The organism is Dyadobacter fermentans DSM 18053 (assembly GCF_000023125.1).
GTDB classification, from domain to species: domain Bacteria; phylum Bacteroidota; class Bacteroidia; order Cytophagales; family Spirosomataceae; genus Dyadobacter; species Dyadobacter fermentans.
The window spans coordinates 1,597,921-1,618,574 of record NC_013037.1 but is presented as its reverse complement, the minus strand read 5'-3'; the positions used below and the strand labels follow the sequence as shown (position 1 = coordinate 1,618,574).

The 20,654-nt window shown below is 52.2% G+C and carries 14 protein-coding genes and 1 pseudogene; 9 read left to right on the top strand and 6 right to left on the bottom strand.

Annotation, left to right across the window (positions count from 1 at the left end):
- Nucleotides 1–4: 4 nt before the first annotated feature.
- The 6 genes from DFER_RS06795 (at nucleotide 5) to DFER_RS06770 (ending at nucleotide 10,161) form a co-directional block, all read left to right on the top strand.
- On the top strand, nucleotides 5–1,372 hold the full coding sequence (locus DFER_RS06795) for an enolase C-terminal domain-like protein (RefSeq protein ID WP_041734780.1): 1,368 nt from the start codon (nucleotides 5–7) through the stop codon (nucleotides 1,370–1,372).
- A gap of 18 nt (nucleotides 1,373–1,390) precedes the next feature.
- On the top strand, nucleotides 1,391–3,118 hold the full coding sequence (locus DFER_RS06790) for an SGNH/GDSL hydrolase family protein (protein ID WP_015810877.1): 1,728 nt from the start codon (nucleotides 1,391–1,393) through the stop codon (nucleotides 3,116–3,118).
- 81 nt (nucleotides 3,119–3,199) lie between these two features.
- Entirely contained in the window at nucleotides 3,200–4,471 is a 1,272-nt protein-coding gene (locus tag DFER_RS06785; protein WP_015810876.1) for an MFS transporter, read from the top strand.
- A gap of 90 nt (nucleotides 4,472–4,561) precedes the next feature.
- A complete protein-coding gene (locus DFER_RS06780) occupies nucleotides 4,562–5,794 on the top strand; it encodes a GDSL-type esterase/lipase family protein (protein WP_015810875.1) in 1,233 nt (410 codons plus the stop codon).
- A 133-nt stretch (nucleotides 5,795–5,927) separates the two neighbouring features.
- On the top strand, nucleotides 5,928–9,377 hold the full coding sequence (locus tag DFER_RS06775; RefSeq protein WP_015810874.1) for a PVC-type heme-binding CxxCH protein: 3,450 nt from the start codon (nucleotides 5,928–5,930) through the stop codon (nucleotides 9,375–9,377).
- A gap of 40 nt (nucleotides 9,378–9,417) precedes the next feature.
- A complete protein-coding gene (locus DFER_RS06770; RefSeq protein ID WP_015810873.1) occupies nucleotides 9,418–10,161 on the top strand; it encodes a ThuA domain-containing protein in 744 nt (247 codons plus the stop codon).
- 217 nt (nucleotides 10,162–10,378) lie between these two features.
- On the opposite strand, the gene bla is transcribed toward DFER_RS06770, so the two are convergent.
- Entirely contained in the window at nucleotides 10,379–11,113 is a 735-nt protein-coding gene (gene bla, locus DFER_RS06765) for a subclass B1 metallo-beta-lactamase (RefSeq protein WP_015810872.1), read from the bottom strand.
- A 233-nt stretch (nucleotides 11,114–11,346) separates the two neighbouring features.
- Between bla and DFER_RS06760 the strand changes: the two genes are divergently transcribed.
- Nucleotides 11,347–11,709 carry a DUF1304 domain-containing protein gene (locus DFER_RS06760; protein ID WP_015810871.1) on the top strand — a complete coding sequence of 121 codons (363 nt, stop codon included), beginning with the start codon at nucleotides 11,347–11,349 and terminating at the stop codon, nucleotides 11,707–11,709.
- A gap of 230 nt (nucleotides 11,710–11,939) precedes the next feature.
- Nucleotides 11,940–13,117, top strand: a pseudogene (locus DFER_RS30860) (monodechloroaminopyrrolnitrin synthase PrnB family protein).
- Here the strand turns inward: DFER_RS30860 and DFER_RS06750 are convergent.
- Nucleotides 13,107–13,676 (bottom strand): helix-turn-helix domain-containing protein, encoded by a 570-nt coding sequence (locus DFER_RS06750; protein WP_015810870.1) that lies wholly within the window; start codon nucleotides 13,674–13,676, stop codon nucleotides 13,107–13,109. The pseudogene DFER_RS30860 and the gene DFER_RS06750 overlap by 11 nt on opposite strands.
- Nucleotides 13,677–13,836: 160 nt before the next feature.
- Here DFER_RS06750 and DFER_RS06745 point away from each other — a divergent pair, with 160 nt between their 5' ends.
- On the top strand, nucleotides 13,837–16,092 hold the full coding sequence (locus DFER_RS06745) for a M28 family metallopeptidase (protein WP_015810869.1): 2,256 nt from the start codon (nucleotides 13,837–13,839) through the stop codon (nucleotides 16,090–16,092).
- A 135-nt stretch (nucleotides 16,093–16,227) separates the two neighbouring features.
- Here DFER_RS06745 and DFER_RS29090 read toward each other — a convergent pair whose 3' ends face one another.
- From DFER_RS29090 to DFER_RS06725, 4 genes are all read right to left on the bottom strand, one after another.
- Complete coding sequence (locus tag DFER_RS29090; RefSeq protein WP_015810868.1) at nucleotides 16,228–17,148, bottom strand: STING domain-containing protein; 921 nt, start codon at nucleotides 17,146–17,148, stop codon at nucleotides 16,228–16,230.
- The gene (locus tag DFER_RS06735; protein WP_015810867.1) at nucleotides 17,145–18,203 is read right to left on the bottom strand and encodes a nucleotidyltransferase-like protein; all 1,059 of its coding nucleotides are present in this window, start codon (nucleotides 18,201–18,203) and stop codon (nucleotides 17,145–17,147) included. The genes DFER_RS29090 and DFER_RS06735 overlap by 4 nt, the downstream gene beginning before the upstream one ends.
- Before the next feature lie 720 nt (nucleotides 18,204–18,923).
- Complete coding sequence (locus DFER_RS06730) at nucleotides 18,924–19,757, bottom strand: DUF3037 domain-containing protein (protein ID WP_015810866.1); 834 nt, start codon at nucleotides 19,755–19,757, stop codon at nucleotides 18,924–18,926.
- Nucleotides 19,754–20,575, bottom strand: a complete 822-nt coding sequence (locus DFER_RS06725) for a HipA family kinase (protein ID WP_015810865.1) — start codon at nucleotides 20,573–20,575, stop codon at nucleotides 19,754–19,756. The genes DFER_RS06730 and DFER_RS06725 overlap by 4 nt, the downstream gene beginning before the upstream one ends.
- Nucleotides 20,576–20,654: the final 79 nt, after the last annotated feature.

The following is a 20,654-nucleotide window of genomic DNA, read 5'->3' as shown; positions in this document are numbered from 1 at the left end:
AACTATGAATAACCATCCCTTTGAGCCCCAACAAAATCGTCGTGATGCCCTGAAAATGCTGGGAGCCGGATCGGCTGCGGGGCTGCTCGGCCTGCTGGGCTCGGCTGATCGTGCGCATGCGCAGGCAAATTACACGCAACCCGCCTACACAAAAGGCATGGCGCCCGTGAAAATCAAGAGCGTGAAAGCCATTGCCACCGCACCCCAGGGCTCCAACCTCATCGTGGTGAAGGTGGAAACCACCGAGCCAGGCCTCTACGGCCTCGGCTGTGCAACATTCACCCAGCGGGCATTTGCAGTGGTGACGGCCATTGACACTTACCTCAATGAATTCTGCGTCGGAAAGGACGTCGACAATATCGAAGACATGTGGCATTCCACCTACGTGAGCTCCTACTGGCGCAATGGCCCGGTGCTGAACAATGCATTAAGCGGGCTGGACGAAGCGCTTTGGGACATCAAGGGCAAGCGTGCCGGAATGCCTGTGTACCAGCTGCTTGGCGGTAAAGCGCGCTTCGCGATACCATGCTATACCCACGCCAATGGTACCACGCCCGAGGCCGTGGCCGACGATGTGCAGCGCATTATGGACCGCGGCTTCAAGTACATCCGCATCCAGCAGGGCGGCTATGGCGCGGTAGGCGCCACCGAGCAGAAGCCCGACTTTAAAGCGGCCGGGTTTGGAGGGGCCACCGATAATTTTATGAATGAGCGGGCGTACCTGAAATCGGTACCCAAGCTTTTTGAAGCGGTGCGGAAGCGCTGCGGCGAGGAGATCGAGCTGCTGCACGACATTCATGAACGAGTGCAGCCGATGGACGCCATCAATATGATCCGCGCATTGGAGGATTACCGGCCATTCTTCATCGAAGACCCGTTTTCGCCCGAAAACATGGGTTGGTTCCGCCAGTTGCGCCAAAGCACGACGGTGCCCATTGCGATGGGCGAGCTGTTCAACAATGTGAACGAGTTCCGCGACCCGATGACCAACCAGTGGTTCGACTACATCCGCTGCCACGTGTCGCAGATCGGCGGCATTACGCCGGCCATGAAAGTGGCGCGGCTAGGGGAGTGGTTCAATGTAAAAACGGCCTGGCACGGTCCGGGTGACGTTTCGCCGGTGGGCCACGCGGCGCACGCGCACATTGATCTCGCGGTATGGAACTTCGGTATCCAGGAGGCTGTGAGCTTTAATGAGAAAACGCAGGCGATTTTCAAAGGGTGTCCTACGATGAAGGACGGGTACATGTCGGTGAACGAAGTGCCCGGACTGGGTGTGGATATTGATGAAAAAGAAGCGGCTAAATATCCGATTACCAGCAAATCCAACTGGCAGGTTCGTAAATTTGACGGAACGAGCATCCGGCCGTAGGCGTGTAACCACTTTTCGATGAAGCGACAGTCTGTTTTTAAAGTCATTGCCATGTTCATGCCCTTTCTGGTACTGCTGGTGCTGGAAGGGGCATTGCGGTTGTTCGGTTATGGTCATGATCTGGCGGTGTTTACCGAAGATCCGTCCCGGAAAGGTTATCTCGTGCTGAATCAGCATGCCTCGAAGCGTTATTTTGCCAACCAAAAAAATGCGACTTACGGGAATGCGGAGCCATTTGCCGCCCGAAAAGCGCCGGGGACTTTCCGCATGTTCGTGCTCGGCGAGTCGACGACCATCGGCTATCCCTATATGAATAACGGCTCGTTTCACCGCTGGCTGCAATACAGGCTGTCGCAAAGCTATCCCGAACGTGATTTTGAAGTCATTAACCTCTCGCTCACGGCTGTAAATTCTTACACCGTGCTCGATTTCGGCAAAGCCGTGCTCGACTACGAGCCGGACGCCGTGCTGGTGTACACGGGCCACAACGAGTATTATGGTGCAATGGGCGTAGCCTCCACGCAGGGCATCGGGCACAGCCGCACGCTGGCCCGCCTGCTAATGCATTTGCGCGGTTGGCGATCGACCCAGCTCATAGCCTCGTTCACCGACAAAACCGCAGCCCTCCTATCCGGAGAAAGGCTCGATTTGCGCGAAAACCTCATGAAACGAATGGCAGCCGATCAGCAAATTGCGTTTGGCTCAGATGAATATCATGCTGGTATAGACCAATTTAAGGCAAATATGAACGAGCTCGCGGATGCCGCCGGCGCGAAGGGAGTGCCGCTGCTGATCGGGAACCTGGTAAGTAATGAGAAGGACCTGAAACCATTCATCAGCCTGAATGATAAGCAGGAAACATCCGCGGATGAGCATTTCAAATCCGGTATTGATTTGTACCAAAAAGGAAATTACGCTGCCGCAAAACGTGAATTAACCCGAGCCAAGGACCTGGACGCATTGCGTTTCCGGGCGCCCGAGGCATTCAATCCCATCCTGGATGAAATCGCACGGACGTACAAGGGCGTGACGCTCGTGAATGCGCGAGACCTGTTCGAAAAGCACTCGGAAGGAGGGATTTTGGGTAAAGAAACATTGCTGGAACACGTTCACCCGAATTTGCAGGGATATGCATTGCTATCAGAGGCATTTTACCAATCTCTTCGAAAAACCGCGCTCCTGCCTGCGCCTGCGTATGAAATGCCCTTCGATGTTTTGCAAAAACAAATGCCCATTACATTGGTGGATTCGCTGAAAGGGGAATATGAAATGATGATCCTGAAAGAAGGCTGGCCGTTCAACATACCCATGCCTGCGGAGGAAAAGCGCGCGAAAACCGAGGAAGAAACGCTGGCCGGGGCCTTGGTAGTAAAGCAAATCACCTGGCGCGACGCCATGGCACGCCTGCACACACATTACGCCGCCCGGCACGATACGACGGGTATGCTCCGCGTGGCCGAAGCCCTGGCGCTGGACGATCCCCTGAATCCCGTGTCTTTCGACAATGCCGCCAAACTGAGCATCGCCAGCGGCCTCAACGCGCAGGCGGTCAATTACCTCTCGAAAGCATTCAGAATGGAAAACAGCTTCGAGCGCGCACGAATGCTTTTTGTAATACTCCTGAAAATGGACAAGCCCGGCGAAGCATTGCCCTACGTGCGCTACGCGGCGGCGAACAACACGTCGCGGTTTAACCTCAACGAGCTGCTGACGGTGGTGCAGCAGCAGGCGGAAGCGCAACGGTAGCCATTCAAGGCATTTTTCTTGCACAATGGTAGAACCGCCGCGCATCTGCGTTTTAACTCCATATCAATTCCTGAACCTCGCATGAAGCCCCAACTCGCACAGGTACGCTGGTACCGGATTATTCCCGTTGTATTTGTCACATATAGCCTCGCGTATCTCGACAGGGCCAATTTCGGTTTCGCCGTGGCGGGCGGAATGGCCGAAGACCTGCGCATCACGCCCAACACTTCCACGCTGCTGAGTTCGCTCTTCTTCCTGGGTTACTTCTTTTTTCAGATTCCCGGCGCGCATTATGCGGCTACCCGCACCGCCAAGAAGCTGATATTCATATCGTTGATCCTCTGGGGAGGCCTCGCGGCGGCTACGGGCATGGTGAACGATACCACCGTGCTGATCGTCATCCGGTTCATGCTTGGCGTCGTGGAAAGCGCCGTGATGCCCGCCATGCTGATATTGCTCAGCCAATGGTTTACCAAAGAGGAACGCTCGCGGGCGAATACATTCCTGATTTTGGGCAATCCGGTGACGGTATTGTGGATGTCGGTGCTCTCGGGCTACCTCATCGACTCGATGGGCTGGCGCTGGATGTTCATCATCCAGGGGCTTCCGGGCATCCTTTGGGCATTTATCTGGTGGAAACTCATCGACGAGCGGCCGATGGACGCCGATTGGCTCACACACGAGGAAAAACTTGCCGTGGAGGAAAAGCTGAAAGCGGAGCAAGCGGGCATTAAACCCGTCAAAAACTATGCGGAGGCTTTCAAATCCACCAAAGTGATTTTGCTTTGCCTGCAATACCTGCTGTGGAGCGTGGGCGTTTACGGGTTTGTTATGTGGCTGCCGTCGATCATCAAAGCGGCACCCAATATGGATATGGTCACCACAGGCTGGCTTTCGTCGGTGCCTTACGTGCTCGCGGTGATCGGGATGCTGGCGGCTTCCTATTTTTCGGACAAAACAGGTAACCGTAAAATCTTCGTCTGGCCGTTTCTGCTGGTGGCGGCCGTGTGCCTGTACGGGGCCGTGTGGATCGGTACAGAGCAGTTTTGGGTGGCTTATGCCTTGCTGGTGGTGGCTGGCGGCGCATTATATACGCCGTACGGCCCTTTCTTTGCGGCCATCGCCGAAATCCTGCCCAAAAATGTGATTGGCGGGGCCATCGGGCTTATCAATAGCCTGGGTGCATTAGGCTCATTTGCAGGCTCTTACCTGGTGGGTTATCTCAATAGCGAAACGGGGAATTTCAACGCATCGTACATCCTGATGTCCGTCGCGCTGGTGCTGGCGACCGTGATCACTATCGCCGTCATTCCCGCTCCGCAGATAGCCCGGCCCGTCGCCGAGGAAGTATAAAATTGATTTTTGCATGCAGGGCAGTTAGCTTCCGTGGCTTCCGGCCTTTGTATGCTTAAAGTACTCTGCTAAACCATTAACCCGAAGTAAATGAGAAGTTTCAGACTGCCGGCAACCCCGGTTTGTGTTTTTCTGTTGTTACTAACCCTCGTCTGCGGACCATCCCTTGCTCAAAACAAAAGCCCGAATGCATTCACATTGAAAGACGGCGACCGTGTCGTTTTTCTGGGTAATTCCATTTTTGAAAACGAATTCCAGTACGGTTACCTGGAACTCGCGCTCACGACCCGTTTTGCCGATAAAGGCATTACTTTCCGCAACCTCGGCTGGACGGGCGACAATGTTTGGGGCCAGGCGCGCAGCACCTACACCAACCCGCCGACACCCTACGAGCACCTGATGCAGGACATTACCAATGCCGCCCCGACGGTCGTTTTCCTCGCTTACGGAGGCGTGGAGGCTCAGGAAGGGCAGGATGGCGTGGCGCATTTTAAGGATGGTTTGAATAAACTCATCGATAAAATAGACGCGCTCGGCGCCAGGGCTGTGCTGCTTTCCACGATTCCCGTCGTGTCGTCGGATACATCGCAGCGCATCGGCCCGCGGAATGCGGAACTGGAATTGTATTCCAAAGCGATTTCGGATGTGGCATCGCAGCGCAGCAAGCAGTTTATCGACATTTACAACCCCGTGCTCGAAAGGAGCAAAAAGGCGGACATTATCGAAAACACCGTGCATTTGAACGAAGCGGGTTACTATTTCCTCGCCGGGGTGCTCGAAAAAGCGCTGGGCCTGCCGACCGACCGCGAGACTTCCACGATCACGATCGGCAAGCCCTCGCCCTATTCATCCAATGTGAGAATCCTCACGGACGACACAAACGGCGACGCGATCGTGCGGTTTGTGGCAACCGACAAATACCTGCCGCTGCCGTTCCCGCAAGCCGGAAACCAGGTCGGCGATAATGCCAATGTGATCCGGGTGGTGGGTTTGAAAAAAGGCTATTACACGTTGACTGCGGCCAACAACCAGGTTGTGACTGCATCTGCCCGGGATTGGGAAAAAGGCGTGGCGATCGTGCAAGGTCCGCAGTTTGAGCAATCGGCGCGGATCAGGGAGATGATGATCCGCAAAAACGAATTGCACTTTTTCCAGTACCGTCCGTTGAACCAGACCTACATTATCGGTTTCCGCAAATACGAGCAGGGACGCCATGTGAAGGGCCTTGAAGAGCAGAATATCCTGATCAAATGGCTCGAAGGGCAGATTATCCTCAACAGCGAACCGAAGGAAGTCGTGTATGAGTTGCGGAAATTGGAATGATGGAACTTCGGCTGTCGGCTATCGGCAGCCGGCGATTTGAGTTACCCTGAGTTTTGATGTTAAAACAGGTGCAGCGCACCGTAAGATTTGTAACAAGGCCGAAAGCTGATAGCCGACGGCCGAAAGCCCAAATATGAAAAAACTATTATACGGAGCACTGCTCCTTCCCATGGTGCTGATTACCGCCTCGACCGAACCCGAGCACCATTCTTTTAATGTCGACCCGGATGTTGAAAAGGAACTCAAATCCTTTAAAGTAGCCGACGGCTTCGAGGTAACATTGTTCGCCGCTGATCCGATGGTCGCGAAGCCCATTCAGATGAACTGGGATACAGATGGCCGCCTGTGGGTGGTTAGCAGCACGGTGTACCCGCATTTGAAAACCGGCGAATCGGCGAACGATAAGATATTCGTCCTGGAAGACACCGACGGCGACGGCAAAGCCGATAAATCGACCGTGTTTGCCGAAGGGCTCATCCAGCCGACCGGTATCCTGCCGGGCGACGGAGGCTGCTATGTGGCCAACTCGACGGAAATCCTGCATTTTGCAGACACCGACGGCGACGGCAAGGCCGACAAAAAGCGCCGCATCCTGAACGGCTTCGGCACCGGCGACACGCACCATTTGATCCACACTTTCCGCTGGGGACCGGAGGGTAGGATGTATTTCAACCAGTCGATCTACATTTACAGCCACGTGGAAACGCCTTTCGGCATCAAACGCCTCGAAGGCGGCGGTGTGTGGCAGCTCAACACGCGTAACCTGGACATGGACGTGTACGCCCGCGGGCTTGTGAATCCGTGGGGCTTGCAGTTCGACCGCTGGGGGCAATCATTCCTGACCGACGGTGCCGGCGGTGAGGGTATTAATTATGCATTTCCCGGCGCTACATTCGTGACGGCACCCGGCGCAGCCCGCCTTTTGCGCGGCTTGAACCCCGGTCAGCCGAAGCACAGCGGGCTGGACGTCGTTTCCGGTCGGCATTTGCCCGATGCGTGGCAGGGCCGCATGATCACCAACGACTTCCGCGCTAACCGCATTAACAGTTTCAAACTGGAAGAGCAGGGTAGTGGTTATGTGTCGAAACAAACCGACGATCTGATGTGGTCCGACAATGTGGCTTTCCGTCCGGTTGATATCAATGTAGGTCCGGATGGCGCCATTTACGTCGCCGACTGGTATAACCCCATTATTCAGCATGGCGAGGTGGACTTCCACGATCCCCGCCGCGACCAGCAACATGGCCGCATCTGGCGGATCGTTGCGAAAAACCGCCCGTTGGTCCCAAAACCGCAGCTCGGCAAAGCGAGCGTGAACGACCTGCTCGAATCGCTGAAACTGCCGGAAGACTGGACGCGCCTGCAAGCCAAGCAGGTTCTGAAAGCGCGCGGAGCGAAGGAAGTGCTGCCCGCGTTGGAAAAATGGGTAGGTGCTTTGGATAAAAATGATTCGAAATATGAGCATAATCTCCTCGAAGCCTTGTGGTTATATCAAACCCTTGAAACCGTAAATGAACCGGTGCTGCTCAATTTGCTGAATGCGAAAACCCACAATGCCCGTGCGGCAGCCCTGCGTGCGCTGGCACTCTGGTACCCGAAGGTTTCGAACACACCCGCATTGCTGGCGAAGGCAGTAGGCGACACCCACCCGCAGGTGCGTCTGGAAGCGGTGATCGCATTGCGTAAAACCAAGACGCCGGAAGCGGCAAAAACCGCCCTGACAGCGCTCGATGGGCAGATGGACGAGTTCCTGGACTTTGCATTGTGGCAAACCGTCCGCGAATTGGAACCGGTGTGGCTTCCGAAACTGAAAACCGACGCCAACCTGCTCGGCGACGCCAAAAAGACTTCCTATGCATTGAAATCGGCCACCGGTGCGGATGCCGCCACATTGCTGACGGCGCTTTACCAGAAAGGCCAGGTGCCGGACGACTATCAGAAAGATGTTCTCGCATCCATCGCGCGCCTCGGCCAGCCGGCAGACCTGAATGTGCTGCTTGATCTGGCAGTGCAGGCCAACAACAAGCATGCGGCTGCACAATTGGCCGCGCTGGAAGAGGCTGGTAATCAGCGCCATGTTTCTCCCAATAAAAACCCTGAACGCATTGCAACGCTCATCGGCAACGACGACGAGGCCGTGAACCTGAGCGCGATCCGCCTGATCGGCCTCTGGAAGCTGAGCTCGCTGAACGACCGCCTTACCGGCCTGATCCAAAATGGTAACCCGGCCACTAAAAAGGCTGCGCTGGGCGCGCTGGGGGCTATTGATAAGCCCAAAGCGCTGCAACTCGTCACCGACCTGACCGGTGCGAAAAACACGCCGGAAGTGCGCATTATCGCTGCTGCACAGCTGGCTTCACTCGATGCGAAGGAAGGCGCCCGCGTCAGTGCCGAGCTCATGCGCACGCTCCCCGCGGACACGGATATGTCGGAACTGTTTCTCGCATTCATCCCTTCAAACCCCGGTGCTGCGGCACTAGCGGAGGCAATTGCTGCGAAAAAGATTCCTGAAAGCGTGGCCAAACGCGGTCGCGTGCTGGTGCAGCAGCGTGCCGGCTGGACGCGACAGAGCATTGACGAGATCGCCGCATTGAAAAAAGCCCTCGAGGCGTCGGGAGGCTCGTTGCCTGCTCCCAAAATGCCGCAGGACCTCGACGACAAGACGATTGAAGGCCTTGCGAAGCTAGCCCGTGAGAAAGGCGATGCTGCGAAAGGTGAACTGATTTTCCGCAAAGCGGAGTCGAGCTGCACGACCTGTCACGCCATCGGCGGCGCGGGCGGGCTCATCGGCCCTGATTTGAGCAGCCTCGGAACGAGCTCGCCGGCCGAGACTATCATCCGGTCGATCCTGTACCCCAGCGAATCGATCAAGGAAGGTTACGATCTCAAACGCGTCGTGAAAAAAGACGGCTCCGAACTCATGGGTTACCTCGCTTCCGACGGCGCCAACGACATCGTGATCCGCGACGTGACGGGCAAGGAAGTGTCGATCGCCAAAAGCCAGGTGCAGGTAATGGAAAAAGTGCCCGGCTCGCTGATGCCCCCAGGCCTCACCGCCAGCCTCGACCGCGACCAGTTCGTAAACCTCGTCGCATTCCTCACGAAGCTCGGCGAACCCGGCGACTTCCGCGTACCGGCGACGCGCTACGTGCGCAGGTGGGAGCATGTGGAGCTGAGCAAAGACCTGGCTTCCAAATTCAACATGGAAGGCGCGATATTTGCCGGAAAAGGTGCAAGGCTCGTAAAGACGCCGGTATATAGCAAAGTTTCGGGAGAACTGCCTGTGGATGAGCTGCCTGAAATGCAAAACAGTGCCGGCAAGCCGTTCAGCATCGTCAATTTCGAAATCGAAGCGTTGACCAAAGGAACGGTGTCGCTGGCGCTCAGCAATCCGACGGGCATAACCGCATACAGCGGCACCAAACCGCTCAAAATCGCCAACGGTACACTGACCACCGACCTCGCGCAAGGCGTGCAACCGATCACCCTCATTCTCGACAGGAACGCCGTAAAAGCTGGTTTGAAAGTGGAGTTGAAGGATGTGAATGGAGGGGCACAGACGCGGTTGAAGGTGGGGAGGTGATCTTTTTAAATACTTTTACATTCAATCTCAAAATACAATCATGCTTAAAAAAATTCTGGCCCTGTCTCTCCTGATCGCAAGCGCGGTTACGGCGCATGCGCAGCAGTTTAAGGCGCTGCTGTTTACCAAAACCGCTGGCTTTCACCATGTTTCGATCCATGAGGGTGTGGCGGGCGTGCGGAACATCGCGGCGCGACATAACTTTTCGGTCGACTGGCAGGAGAATGCGGATGTGTTCAATGACAAAAGTCTTGCTAACTATGCCGTGGTGATTTTCCTGAACACGACCGGAGATATCCTCAATGAAGCGCAGCAGGCAGCGCTTGAAAAGTTCGTTAAGAGTGGAAAGGGCTGGGTGGGCGTCCATGCGGCGGCCGATACGGAGTACGAATGGCCCTGGTACGGGAAGCTGGTGGGCGCTTATTTCAAAACCCACCCGGCGCAGCAAACGGCTTATCTGGACGTCAAAGACAGCAATTTCCCCGGCCTCGAACGCTTCCCAAAGCGTATGCTCTGGACTGACGAATGGTACGAATACAAAAAGCCCCTCAACGCCGACGATCTGAAAGTGCTCATCACGATCGACGAAAAAACCTACGATCCTAAAACCAGCCAGGGTACCGGCATGGGCGACCACCCCATCGCCTGGTACCACAATTTCGACGGCGGCCGCGCATTTTATACGGGCCTGGGCCACATTGGGCTTGTTTACTCGGATCAATCGTTTTTGGATCACCTGTACGGCGGCATTTACTGGGCCGCGACTGGAAAGGGGTTGAAGTAGCCAGCCGCAGCGCGGCTTCCTGTTTATAGAATCCGAATGCCCAAATAACGTTTCAGCTCCGCAGGAGCTTCCTTGAACATCTTACGTCAGGAAGCTCCGCCGGAGCTGAATCATTTTTGCGTGACCTGTTTGCTATAAACAGGAGACCGCGCTGCGGTCAATCGTGCCGCGGTCAGTCATGCTGCGGTTAGTCGCGCTGCGGTCAGTCGTGCCGCGTTTATTTTTGTGAAAACAGTTTTATCGTATAATCCAGCAGCTCGCTGCCGCCGATCTTTCCGTGGCCCGGTATCACTACTTTTACGTCGCTGTATTGCTTTCTAATATTCGCCACGGTCGCTGGCCATACATCCACGTTCGCGTCGGCGAGGTTGCCTTTGGTAGCATCGACTTCTTTGATCAGGCAGCCGCCGAACATCACTTTCTCCGACGGGAAATAGCCGATAATGTTATCCCGCGTATGTCCCTCACCGTAGAATGCGGCCACGACTGGTTTTGTACCCACATTCAATTCCAGTTTGTTGTCGAAACCTTTTTGCGGCACGGGAAATTTGTGCTCTTTGTCGAATGCAATCGTCTTGTTGGTCGCGTAGGAGGGGATGCCGTGCTCGTGAAACGCCTTCAACCCGCCTACACAATCCTCGTGAAAATGCGTCGCGATCACGGCCTTTACCTTGCATTTCAAACTATCCTCCACCCAACGGATCACCTTTTCCGACGTCGCGTCATCTGCCGGCGTATCGAAAATCACCGCCTCGCCGCCATCGAACACGATCAGGCCGTTACAGGGCACTTTGCCGAAGGTCTGTGTTTGCAGGTACGTGAGGTGCTGATAGGTGTGGTCGGTCAACTTCTGGACGATCAGGTCGTCGGTTTTGAAACTTTTGTCGGGCGTTTGGGCGTGCGCGTATGCGCACACGAGCGCTAGCAGGCAGGTGAGAATGTGATTTTGCATGGGTTGACTGGTGAATAGAAGTGACGGAAATTGTGGGTGACAAGATAAGGGAAATTGCTATATTTGGATACACAACTTGCGAAACGATGACAAAACAGGCGATTATTCAAAAGACTTTGGAAGCGATTAATCAGGTTGTCGACTATTGAATTGACGGAACCAAATTCGAAGCTGAAATTGCTGCTTCAACTTCCATGATCTCCAATCGAAACAGCATTCATTAATCAAAATTTATGCAAACACTCGCCACCATCCTCGTCGCCCTCGTCGCGCTGGAACATCTTTACATTCTCTACATCGAAATGTTCGCCTGGGAAACCAAGGGGAAGGAGACCTTCAAAGGCTCACTCGCACCGGAGCTTTTTAAACCTACCAAAACGCTTGCGGCAAACCAGGGGCTTTATAATGGCTTTCTCGCTGCCGGGCTCATCTGGTCGCTGCTGATCGAGGACCATCACTGGCGGTTGTACGTCGGGGTTTTCTTTCTTACCTGCGTGATTGTGGCCGGGATTTATGGGGCGGTTACCGCTAGTAAGAAGATATTTTTTGTGCAGGCGCTGCCGGCGATTGTGGCTTTGGTAGTGTTGCATTTGTGAGGGAGTTCAGTAAACGCAATGCCATAAGCACACACTAATGTCGAAAATATCCCCATTACCTTAACGCAAAATCCTTCCTGAATCTATTCAAAGACATTAATCCAGCCGTTGAGTCATCGACTTCGGCCGGAGGATTATTTCTTTCCAGAATCGCTGAACCGCGGTACAAATTTCCCTGTCTCCCAACCGGTCGCTTCCACGGGCGGCGGCCTGGTTTAGTTTAAAACTTAATGGAGATATGCATGGTAGCGATCGCTCATTGTGCCTGGACGGGGCAGGGGAGAAAGAATGAAAATAGCATTATTGCAAGTCTGGACCCGCTGGGGGCAGATGATTTGATGAAGAGAATACCCGATTTGAACCGCAATAAGGATTTGTATACGCTCGTGTCGCTGGCGCGGGATATGATGCCGTCGGTGGCTGATGCGCGGGATTTTGACTACTATCAGGCCCATGCGGCGGTTCGGGATATTGGTATCTTTCTGGGTTCGATCAAAAGGCATGGTATTGAGCCTTGTGCTGTTATCGGTAATCTGGAAGCTGTTGTGAATGTGTTATCGGAGACGACTTCGATGCCGCCGCGCGATACGCTTTTGCACTATACGGTTTGGAACCCAGGCGATCATCGCAGGCGTACATATACGGGCACGCGTGACGAGCATTGTCTGATCGACAGTGTCGTGACGGCGATGGAGCCGCTGGTGAATGCGATTCAATTGCTGGCGGATTTACACCAAACACCCATGCACTCCGCTGATTTTAAGACGATTTGCGAAAAGTGACGGGCCATTTTCAGCAGGTGGTCGACGGAATGGTGCTGGCGCGGCGGAATGTGTCGTTGTCCTATTTTGCATCGGAACTCCGCCTGTATTTCGATCCGGTGCAGATCGGCGGGCGTGAATACCTCGGCCCGGGGGCGGTGGAAATGCCTATGTTTGTGTTCGATCAGTTGCTTTGGAGTTGCGACTGTGCCGACGAGGATTACCGCGTTTTCAAGGAAACTTACCTGCCTTATGTTCATCCCGAAATGCGGGAAATTTATTTGAAATACCAAAAACGTGACAGCTTGCTAGGTAAATCCTTCCGCGCGATCATCAACGATCGCCGCGATTTTGACCTATCCGTGCTGGCATCCCTCCGTGCGCTCCGGCAATGCTTCCAGCAGCTGAAACGATTTCGGATGCCGCATAGGAAAGTCGCGGAGGAAGCGTATGCGCACGAGGGCAGGGATTCGGAAAACAGCGACCATAGGAATACCGGCAGCGGAGGCTATTCTCCTGATATTTTGTCCCATATCGTCGGCCTGACCAAAAAGAAGGCGGACAAGCTGGATGCCTATATTTCCTTTTACGAGATGAAATCGGGGACTTCGCTCATGTACGCGCGCAGGGAACATCTCATTGAATGATCCGCAGCCCTATCCCGTAATAATCCCCTTCGCCCTTCACGATCCGGAAATGGGTTGTGAGGATCACCGCGGTGTTCAGGAACGCCATTAGAAAGCAGAAACCGACCATTAGGAAAGGGTGGAAGAAGAATTGTCCGGACATGAGGCCGATGATGGTAACCGTCGTAAATCCGTACACGAGTATCGACCACGTGATCTGAAAATTCAGGATTCTCTTGCCGAGGCCCATCACTCCGGCGACCTCGTTGCGTTTATTGATCCAAAGTACGAGCGGTACAATTACATTACCGAACGGAAAGATCCAGAATGCCAATGCGGAGAGGTTCAGGAGTTTGAGAAAGGCGGTGTCCTCTGCGAGGGTAGGTGTGAGGCTTTCAACACGCACGTCGAGCACCTGGGCGAGGAGGCGGAGCGTTTCGCCGCGCGGGATGGTGTCGCCGGCTTCGATGCGTTGCAATGTGCGCAGGTTGATGCGGGCGCTTTCGGCCAGGTTTTCCTGCGAAAGTCCCTTCGCGCGGCGCAGGGTTTTGATTTGTTCCGAGATGCTTAGCTTGCTCATATTGAAGTTGTTTTACCCAAATTTAACCATTCACGAGCGGGAATGATAGCGGCATTCTTACGGCATTTGCAACCGGTGGTAATTTCGGCGGTCGAAAAGCCCGCATTTTCGGTGCATTCGCTATATTTAAATATTACCAAACCCGTTTCACTCTATTCGCATGCGACACCTTTTCAAAAGCACATTCACTTCCATACTCATAACCGGCCTGGCCGCAGCCTCAGCACTAGCGCAGCAACAGCCATCACTGCAGGGCTTCGGCACCGAAGCAGCGAAAAAGCAACTCGCCCTCGAAGCAACCTTCGACAAGCAACTGCAAGCGGGTAACCTGCGCGACTGGATGAAACGCATGACTGCTTTCCCGCACCAGCTCGGCTCGCCGTATGGCATCAATAATGCACTTTTCCTCCGCGATAAGCTCGCTTCCTGGGGTTTTGAGGCACGGCTGGATACCGTGCATGTGCTTTTCCCGACGCCCAAGGTGCGCATTCTGGAACTGACCGAGCCCACGAAATTCAAGGCCTCATTAACCGAAAAGCCATTGAAAGAGGACGCAACATCCGCACAGACGAAGGATGTGCTGCCGCCATACCACGCGTTTTCGGCCAATGGGGACGTGACGGCGGAGCTGGTTTTTGTGAACTACGGCGTGCCCGACGATTATGAGGAACTGGCGAAGCTGGGCGTGGATGTGAAAGGCAAGATCGTGATTGCGAAATACGGCGGCTCCTGGCGGGGCATCAAGCCGAAAGTCGCGTACGAGCAGGGCGCGATCGGCTGTATTATCTATTCCGATCCGAAGGAGGACGGCTATTTCCAGGGCGACGTATATCCCAAAGGGGCATTTAAAAACGAGTCGGGTGTGCAGCGTGGCTCCGTGGTGGATTTGCCGCTCGCGCCGGGCGATCCGCTGACGAATGGGTTCGTGGCCGACGCGACGCATAAGAGGCTGTCGGTGGAGGAGGCCCCGGCGATGATGAAGATTCCGGTGCTGCCGATTTCGTACGGCGATGCGTTGCCGCTGCTCAAAGCATTGGGCGGACAAATTGCCCCTGCGACCTGGCGTGGCGCATTGCCGATCACCTACCACGTCGGCCCCGGCCCGGCGAAGGTGCATTTGAAGTTGGAATTCAATTTCGATATCGTGCCTTGCTACAATGTGATCGCGACGCTGAAAGGCAGCGAGTTCCCCGATCAATGGGTGATCCGCGGGAACCACCACGACGCCTGGGTGTTCGGCGCGGCCGACCCGGTGAGCGGGGCGGTGGCCGAGCTGGAAGAAGCGCGCGCCTTGGGCGAACTCGTCAAAACGGGCTGGAAACCCAAACGCACCATCGTCTACTGCTGGTGGGACGGTGAGGAGCCCGGCCTGCTCGGCTCGACGGAATGGGTGGAAAAATACCAGTCTGTTTTGCGGGAAAAGGCCGTTGTATACCTCAATTCGGACGGAAACGGTCGCGGATACCTGAGCGCGGGCGGCTCGCACACGCTCGAAAAATTCATCAACCAGGTAGGCCGCGACGTGACCGACCCCGAAAAGGGCACGAGCGTAATCGACCGCCTGCGTTCGCGCACGATCCTGAACGGCTCGCCGGTTGCTAAACAGGAAGCGCGCACCCGCGCCGACCTGCGCATTGGCGCGTTGGGTTCCGGTTCAGACTATACGCCGTTCATCCAGCACCTCGGCATCGCCTCCCTCAACGTCGGCTACGGCGGCGAAGATGCCGGCGGCGACTACCACTCGATTTTCGACTCTTACGACCATTACACCCGCTCCAAGGACGGCGACTTTGCCTACGGCGTCACGCTTGCCAAAACCCTGGGCCGCTCCGTGCTGCGCTTTGCCAATGCCGATGTGCTGCCGTTCGATTTCAGTAACTTCGCCAACACGGTGCAGCTCTACGCTTCGGAAGTAAAAAAGGAACTTGAAGCCACGCGCACCAAAGCGGAGGAGCACAACAAAGCGGTCGGCGAAGGCCGCTTCGAAGCCGCTTCCGACCCGAAAGACCCGTTTGTGAAGCCTGCTGTATTGTCGGTGGCTCCCTATTTGAACTTCGCGCCGCTGGATAATGCATTGGTAGCATTGGAAAACACCGCGAAAGCATTTTCCGCTTCGTCTTCGAAGTTTGCTTTCTTGCCTGCGGACAAGTTGAAGGAGCTGAACGAGATTTTATATAAAACCGAAAGGAAGCTGATCCATGCCGATGGCTTGCCGCGCCGGCCGTGGTACCGGCATCAGATTTATGCGCCGGGATTTTATACGGGGTATGGGGTGAAGACTTTGCCGATGATCCGGGAGGCGATTGAACAGAGGGATTGGAAGGAGGCTCAGGAGGGGATATTGCGGGTGACGGGGGTTTTGGAGGGGTTTGTGGGGGAGGTTGAGCGGGCGACGGGGGTGGGGAGCTTGGATTGAATTGTAGAAGTTAAAGATTGAGGCGGATGACCTGCTTCCTTCTTGTTTTAGCCCAGCGGATTTTTGGGTAGCACATATATCTCATGATGTGCTACCCATTTGTGTTCCGCTACTGATTTGGACTAAGGAGCTCAACTATACATCAACCATCGTAATTTTTACCTTCTTCTTTGTTATTGAGTTGTTCCCCACGAGGTAAGTTAATGCACGGCAAAAGTTATTCATTTCCTTCTTTTTAAAAACTCTTTCCCTCTCACTTTCACCATAATAACTATTCGGGACCGCCATTTCAATTGCTCGCTTCAATGCCCCAAGAGTTGTGGGTAGATCATAGAGATTCAGAGACTCTTGATTTGCATAATCATAGTCGAGATAAAAATTAAACTTACGAGTCACCGTTTCAACCTTCATTTCTTTCAAATTATGCGTGCCAAGATACGCAATCACTTCGTCCTGGAAATTATTAGGCAGTTCATCCGGTATGACGATATTCAAGGTAAAGTCTGCGAAATTTAGCCCTTCTACGCTTCGTTTCTCGGATTGCATTAATTCTCTTGAAACAGGTAAGACAAAATTGTCAAAATATCCCAGAGCTAGGATTGTTGATGGAGCAAGCCCGAGCTCAAAAGTTTGCCACAGATCTACAATGCGTTTTCCAATCCCATTACTTACGTCTTCAAAATTAGAACCGAAGTCAAATTCTGATAATGTGATGCCATAAAGGTCGCTTGGCAAATTCAAGCCTTTTTCCTTTACAAAAAATGCCCTGTTTCGGCCAAGTCTGCCTACATAGAGACCAAATTCGAAGAGCACATTATCACGAGCGGATATTTCCAAGTTGTCTCTCTTTAACACGACATCATCTGCCGACGCAAGTAAGATTGCGAAGTCGAATAGGGTAGAACTCTGGCTCAAAGATTCAAATGAGCTTTTGTTGTTTTCGAAAAAATCTTCATTCCATATCTGACAATCGGCAACACCGCTAAGATAGCCTTTTAGAAGTTTTGCTTTTGGGAGTCCTTCCCGCGAGCTTCCAATGAAAACTCTCGGTTTCATGAGTAAAGTGGTTTAGGCATGTCACGAAGAACTTGACTGACTTCTCCTAAAAGTCGACGTATTCCATCAACTTTTTGAGGCTTGCCTCGGAAAATGTATTCTCTCTCATCTACTGAAACTATGCTATCAGCATGGGCGCTGTCATTAACTATTCTAGTTAATTGCCTGTGCAGCACCGTAACAAGCTCGATATATGTTGCAGACCAATAATCCGAAGTATCGATATCGAAGCATAAGGCGTTTATGTCGAAACTACTCAGGTTGATTTCCAAATCCGAAAACGATTTAACATTCTTCAAAAATCGAATCATCTTTTTCAATCTTCCATTCGTGTCGCTGCTCCGTTGATTAATGCGTGCAATGCTTATGAATGGGAAGTCAGCTGATCCAGTTGCATTTGCGTCTTTATCATACACTTTAACTCCGCGGTTTTCCTTGTCATCTCTTAAGATCGTCCGGAGGTCATTATACCAAGCAGCTGTGACTATATCGACATCACGATGAAGGTCCTTATTCCTGATCTTTATTGACTTAGGTTTTGATGTGTCGCATTCGGTGTACTTCGAAGTCATTATGCGTTCGGATGTTAGCCGGATAGTTCTTAGGTCATTGTTTGAATCCCCTTGGTAACTACTCTTGTTTTTTTCGGCATTGAGTTTTCTAATTTGTAGCTCCGTCAATTGTTGTCGAAATGAATCTTCGTTTAGATATCGGTCTACATTATAGCTATCCCAATTGTAAAATTTGGAGGACAGGCAAAGTAAGTCAATGTCACTATAACCTCGGATGTGTGTGTTGGTCATAACTGAGCCCTGAAAGCGATAGTCCACACTCATAAGCTCCGCTTCAAGGTGTTTTTTAGCACGATTTCCTGCTTCGATGCTTTTGCTAGTGTATTCCGGTTCTACACCTTTCATAGCAAATCGGATAAACAATAAAGCATCCTGATATTGAAGAGATCGGAGCTCTTCGCGAAAAGGTTCCTTAAAAGCTAAATTCTCAGGATTGAGACGACGCTGCATTTGCTCAGTGAGCGATTTGTAATTTGAATTCATTTTCTTGTTTGTTAGTTATTGGTGTTCCGATCTGGTTACGGAGTAGGACACCATTTAGCCGAGCGAAGGGAAAATGAAGAAACCCGTTTGGATTTTGGCGAAGCAACTATACTTTTGCAGTCCGTTTTAACTGTGCTCAATCCTCCGGGCCTAATCTTTGGGCAAGTGCCAACTTGACCAATCTCAATTGGAAATCGCAACTTTTAAAGTCCCCACTTTGTCTGATTGCGATTTTTTCATTCAAGATCCTGAGGAGGTTACGTATATTACCGTGCCACATCCGAGTGGTGACATAATGTCAGAAGAAAAAGTTGGGTTGTATTGGTTTAAGCAAATATTATTCTAGTATCTGGCCATAAGGGCAAATAGAACATCTTCGATGCGCGATCTTTTATATTCGAAAAATAGCCACGAACTTAGTCGATATTCTGGCTACCGATGAGATGCAAGAAATTCACTGATGACGACTGAAACGCTTAGGTGAGATTCGATTTTGGAAATGATGACGTAAAACGGCTATCTCGGCAAGCGTATTAATGCAAGTCTGATATTTTAAAGCATTGAAGTATTTCTACAAATTGATACTGACAGTATCGAGCTGACATTTTGTAACTGTGCTCTGACATTTTCACGTCATTGAGCATTCGCGACAAGTCCTAAGCCCTATTTAAGTAAGCGTAGCCTCATAGAACTTCTGCGCACACAGTGGGGAAATCTACCTTACTCATTATGCTCGTCCATCTCCCTAATCAACCTCCTTGCAAAACTCTCAGCCTCCGTCTCAGAAACTAACCTAACATTAATCTCAGCCGACTTCAAAGTCAGTTTTTCCTGAATAAAGCTATTCAACTCTAAATGCCGTCTAGGAACTGAGGTTAGCAAAGTAAGATCAATACTCTCACTCGATGTGGCTAATTCCGCAAGCTTTCCCGCCCATTTGTAAACCTTACTCCTGATATTCTCCACATTTTGCAAGTCGAATGAAACCGGCAGATAGCAATGCCAAATTTCATTTTTCCAAGCTTTGTCAAACTGGAAACTGTCGTATTTAGTCTCCACTTCGTGGTTAGTCAGCTTGGCGGTTATTCCATATTCGTCAAAATACTTTTTATACTTTTTCTTCCAAACGTCGGCGTCGCTGGTTGCGGATTCGTCATCGTCACTTTGCCATTTGGTTACCAATAGACGATAGAGGTCGGCGAGGGTTTTGTTGAAATCCAGGTCGATTCCTTTTTTTACCTCTGTCAAAATCAATGAGCTGTCATCGTCCGGTAGGATTTTTTGAGTGAGTTCTACCAAGTCCTCGGGGAAGGGAAGGAGTTCCGAGAATAGCTGCTTTGCTTTTGTGATTTCTCTTTCGAACTGGCGAAGGGTTTTGAGGATCACCCTTCCGTCCGCTCCTGGGAAGAATGAAGTAATTCTTCCGTATTTGGTGATAATCTTGCAGTTTAGATGTTGGTATTCAGGCGAATATACGATCACGCCAACGTTGATAAACTCGCCGGTGACACGGTCGTGAAGATATCGGATGATTTGATACTGATATTTTTTCATATCAAAATTGCCTGTGCCAGTTGTTGTGCAAAGATAGTTCTATTCTCAACGATCAACGCAAGGTGGTTTTGGATTGTTGCCAAATCGTCTGAAACCCAGTCGGGTGGAAGCAGATTTGAAGCTTTTGCCCAAAAATGGTCGTCAATGCCGGTGAACCGTTCTATGAAGTCGTGAATATCAACCTGTGTCCCCCTCAGTTTTGGATAAAGGAAGTGCTTTCGGAGCATTGTCAGCTCCATCTCCCCAAGCTCCCAGGGTTTCAGGTTACGGTTGAAGGACAGCATGAGCATAAAATCAAATGCCAGTTCATGATCAAAAACGAACAGGTCCGACTGTACCATCAGCAGATTCGGCTTTCCTTCGCGACGGTCGGCATTTGAAATGAACAGGTCAAACGCCGTGATTTGTTCGGCCTGCGAAGCCTGAATCTTGGAAAAGCACTTCGGGCCAACAATCGGAATAGTCCCCGGAACGTATTTTGTTCCAAAGTTCAATCCTATACTTTCAGTAAATCGCTGATAATGTGGGTTTCCGCGAAGCGTATCGGCGAAATCGGTACTTACTTCAATGTAAACCGGTTCAAATGCATTCAATCCCAGTTCCATGGCAATCCAAGCACCTAAACATTCTTTCATCACAGCTTGCCTGTATATCCGCGGATGACCGAATGGTTTTACCACATAGCTGTCGCGTTCCCCACTTTCGGCATCCAATGCCAAAATCAGCATCGGTTCAGTCGTCCCTGTCGAAAGCACATCTTGCCACTCAGTAGCATGAACTGTCTTGACTAAATAGTTTTCGTCTGTGATTTTGGGCATTCAATAGCTTGTCGAAGGGGTTTGCTATTGAAAGTTAAGATCTTGAAGGACTTACTGGATTGTTTGTTTTCGATGAACG

Coding starts and splice junctions, on each gene's coding strand:
- DFER_RS06775 (WP_015810874.1), top strand. CDS start 5,928: ATGAAAAAACTATTATACGGAGCACTGCTCCTTCCCATGGTGCTGATT.
- DFER_RS06745 (WP_015810869.1), top strand. CDS start 13,837: ATGCGACACCTTTTCAAAAGCACATTCACTTCCATACTCATAACCGGC.
- bla (WP_015810872.1), bottom strand. CDS start 11,113: ATGCAAAATCACATTCTCACCTGCCTGCTAGCGCTCGTGTGCGCATAC.
- DFER_RS06770 (WP_015810873.1), top strand. CDS start 9,418: ATGCTTAAAAAAATTCTGGCCCTGTCTCTCCTGATCGCAAGCGCGGTT.
- DFER_RS06780 (WP_015810875.1), top strand. CDS start 4,562: ATGAGAAGTTTCAGACTGCCGGCAACCCCGGTTTGTGTTTTTCTGTTG.
- DFER_RS06730 (WP_015810866.1), bottom strand. CDS start 19,757: ATGAAAAAATATCAGTATCAAATCATCCGATATCTTCACGACCGTGTC.
- DFER_RS06750 (WP_015810870.1), bottom strand. CDS start 13,676: ATGAGCAAGCTAAGCATCTCGGAACAAATCAAAACCCTGCGCCGCGCG.
- DFER_RS06760 (WP_015810871.1), top strand. CDS start 11,347: ATGCAAACACTCGCCACCATCCTCGTCGCCCTCGTCGCGCTGGAACAT.
- DFER_RS06795 (WP_041734780.1), top strand. CDS start 5: ATGAATAACCATCCCTTTGAGCCCCAACAAAATCGTCGTGATGCCCTG.
- DFER_RS06725 (WP_015810865.1), bottom strand. CDS start 20,575: ATGCCCAAAATCACAGACGAAAACTATTTAGTCAAGACAGTTCATGCT.
- DFER_RS06790 (WP_015810877.1), top strand. CDS start 1,391: ATGAAGCGACAGTCTGTTTTTAAAGTCATTGCCATGTTCATGCCCTTT.
- DFER_RS06785 (WP_015810876.1), top strand. CDS start 3,200: ATGAAGCCCCAACTCGCACAGGTACGCTGGTACCGGATTATTCCCGTT.
- DFER_RS29090 (WP_015810868.1), bottom strand. CDS start 17,148: ATGAAACCGAGAGTTTTCATTGGAAGCTCGCGGGAAGGACTCCCAAAA.
- DFER_RS06735 (WP_015810867.1), bottom strand. CDS start 18,203: ATGAATTCAAATTACAAATCGCTCACTGAGCAAATGCAGCGTCGTCTC.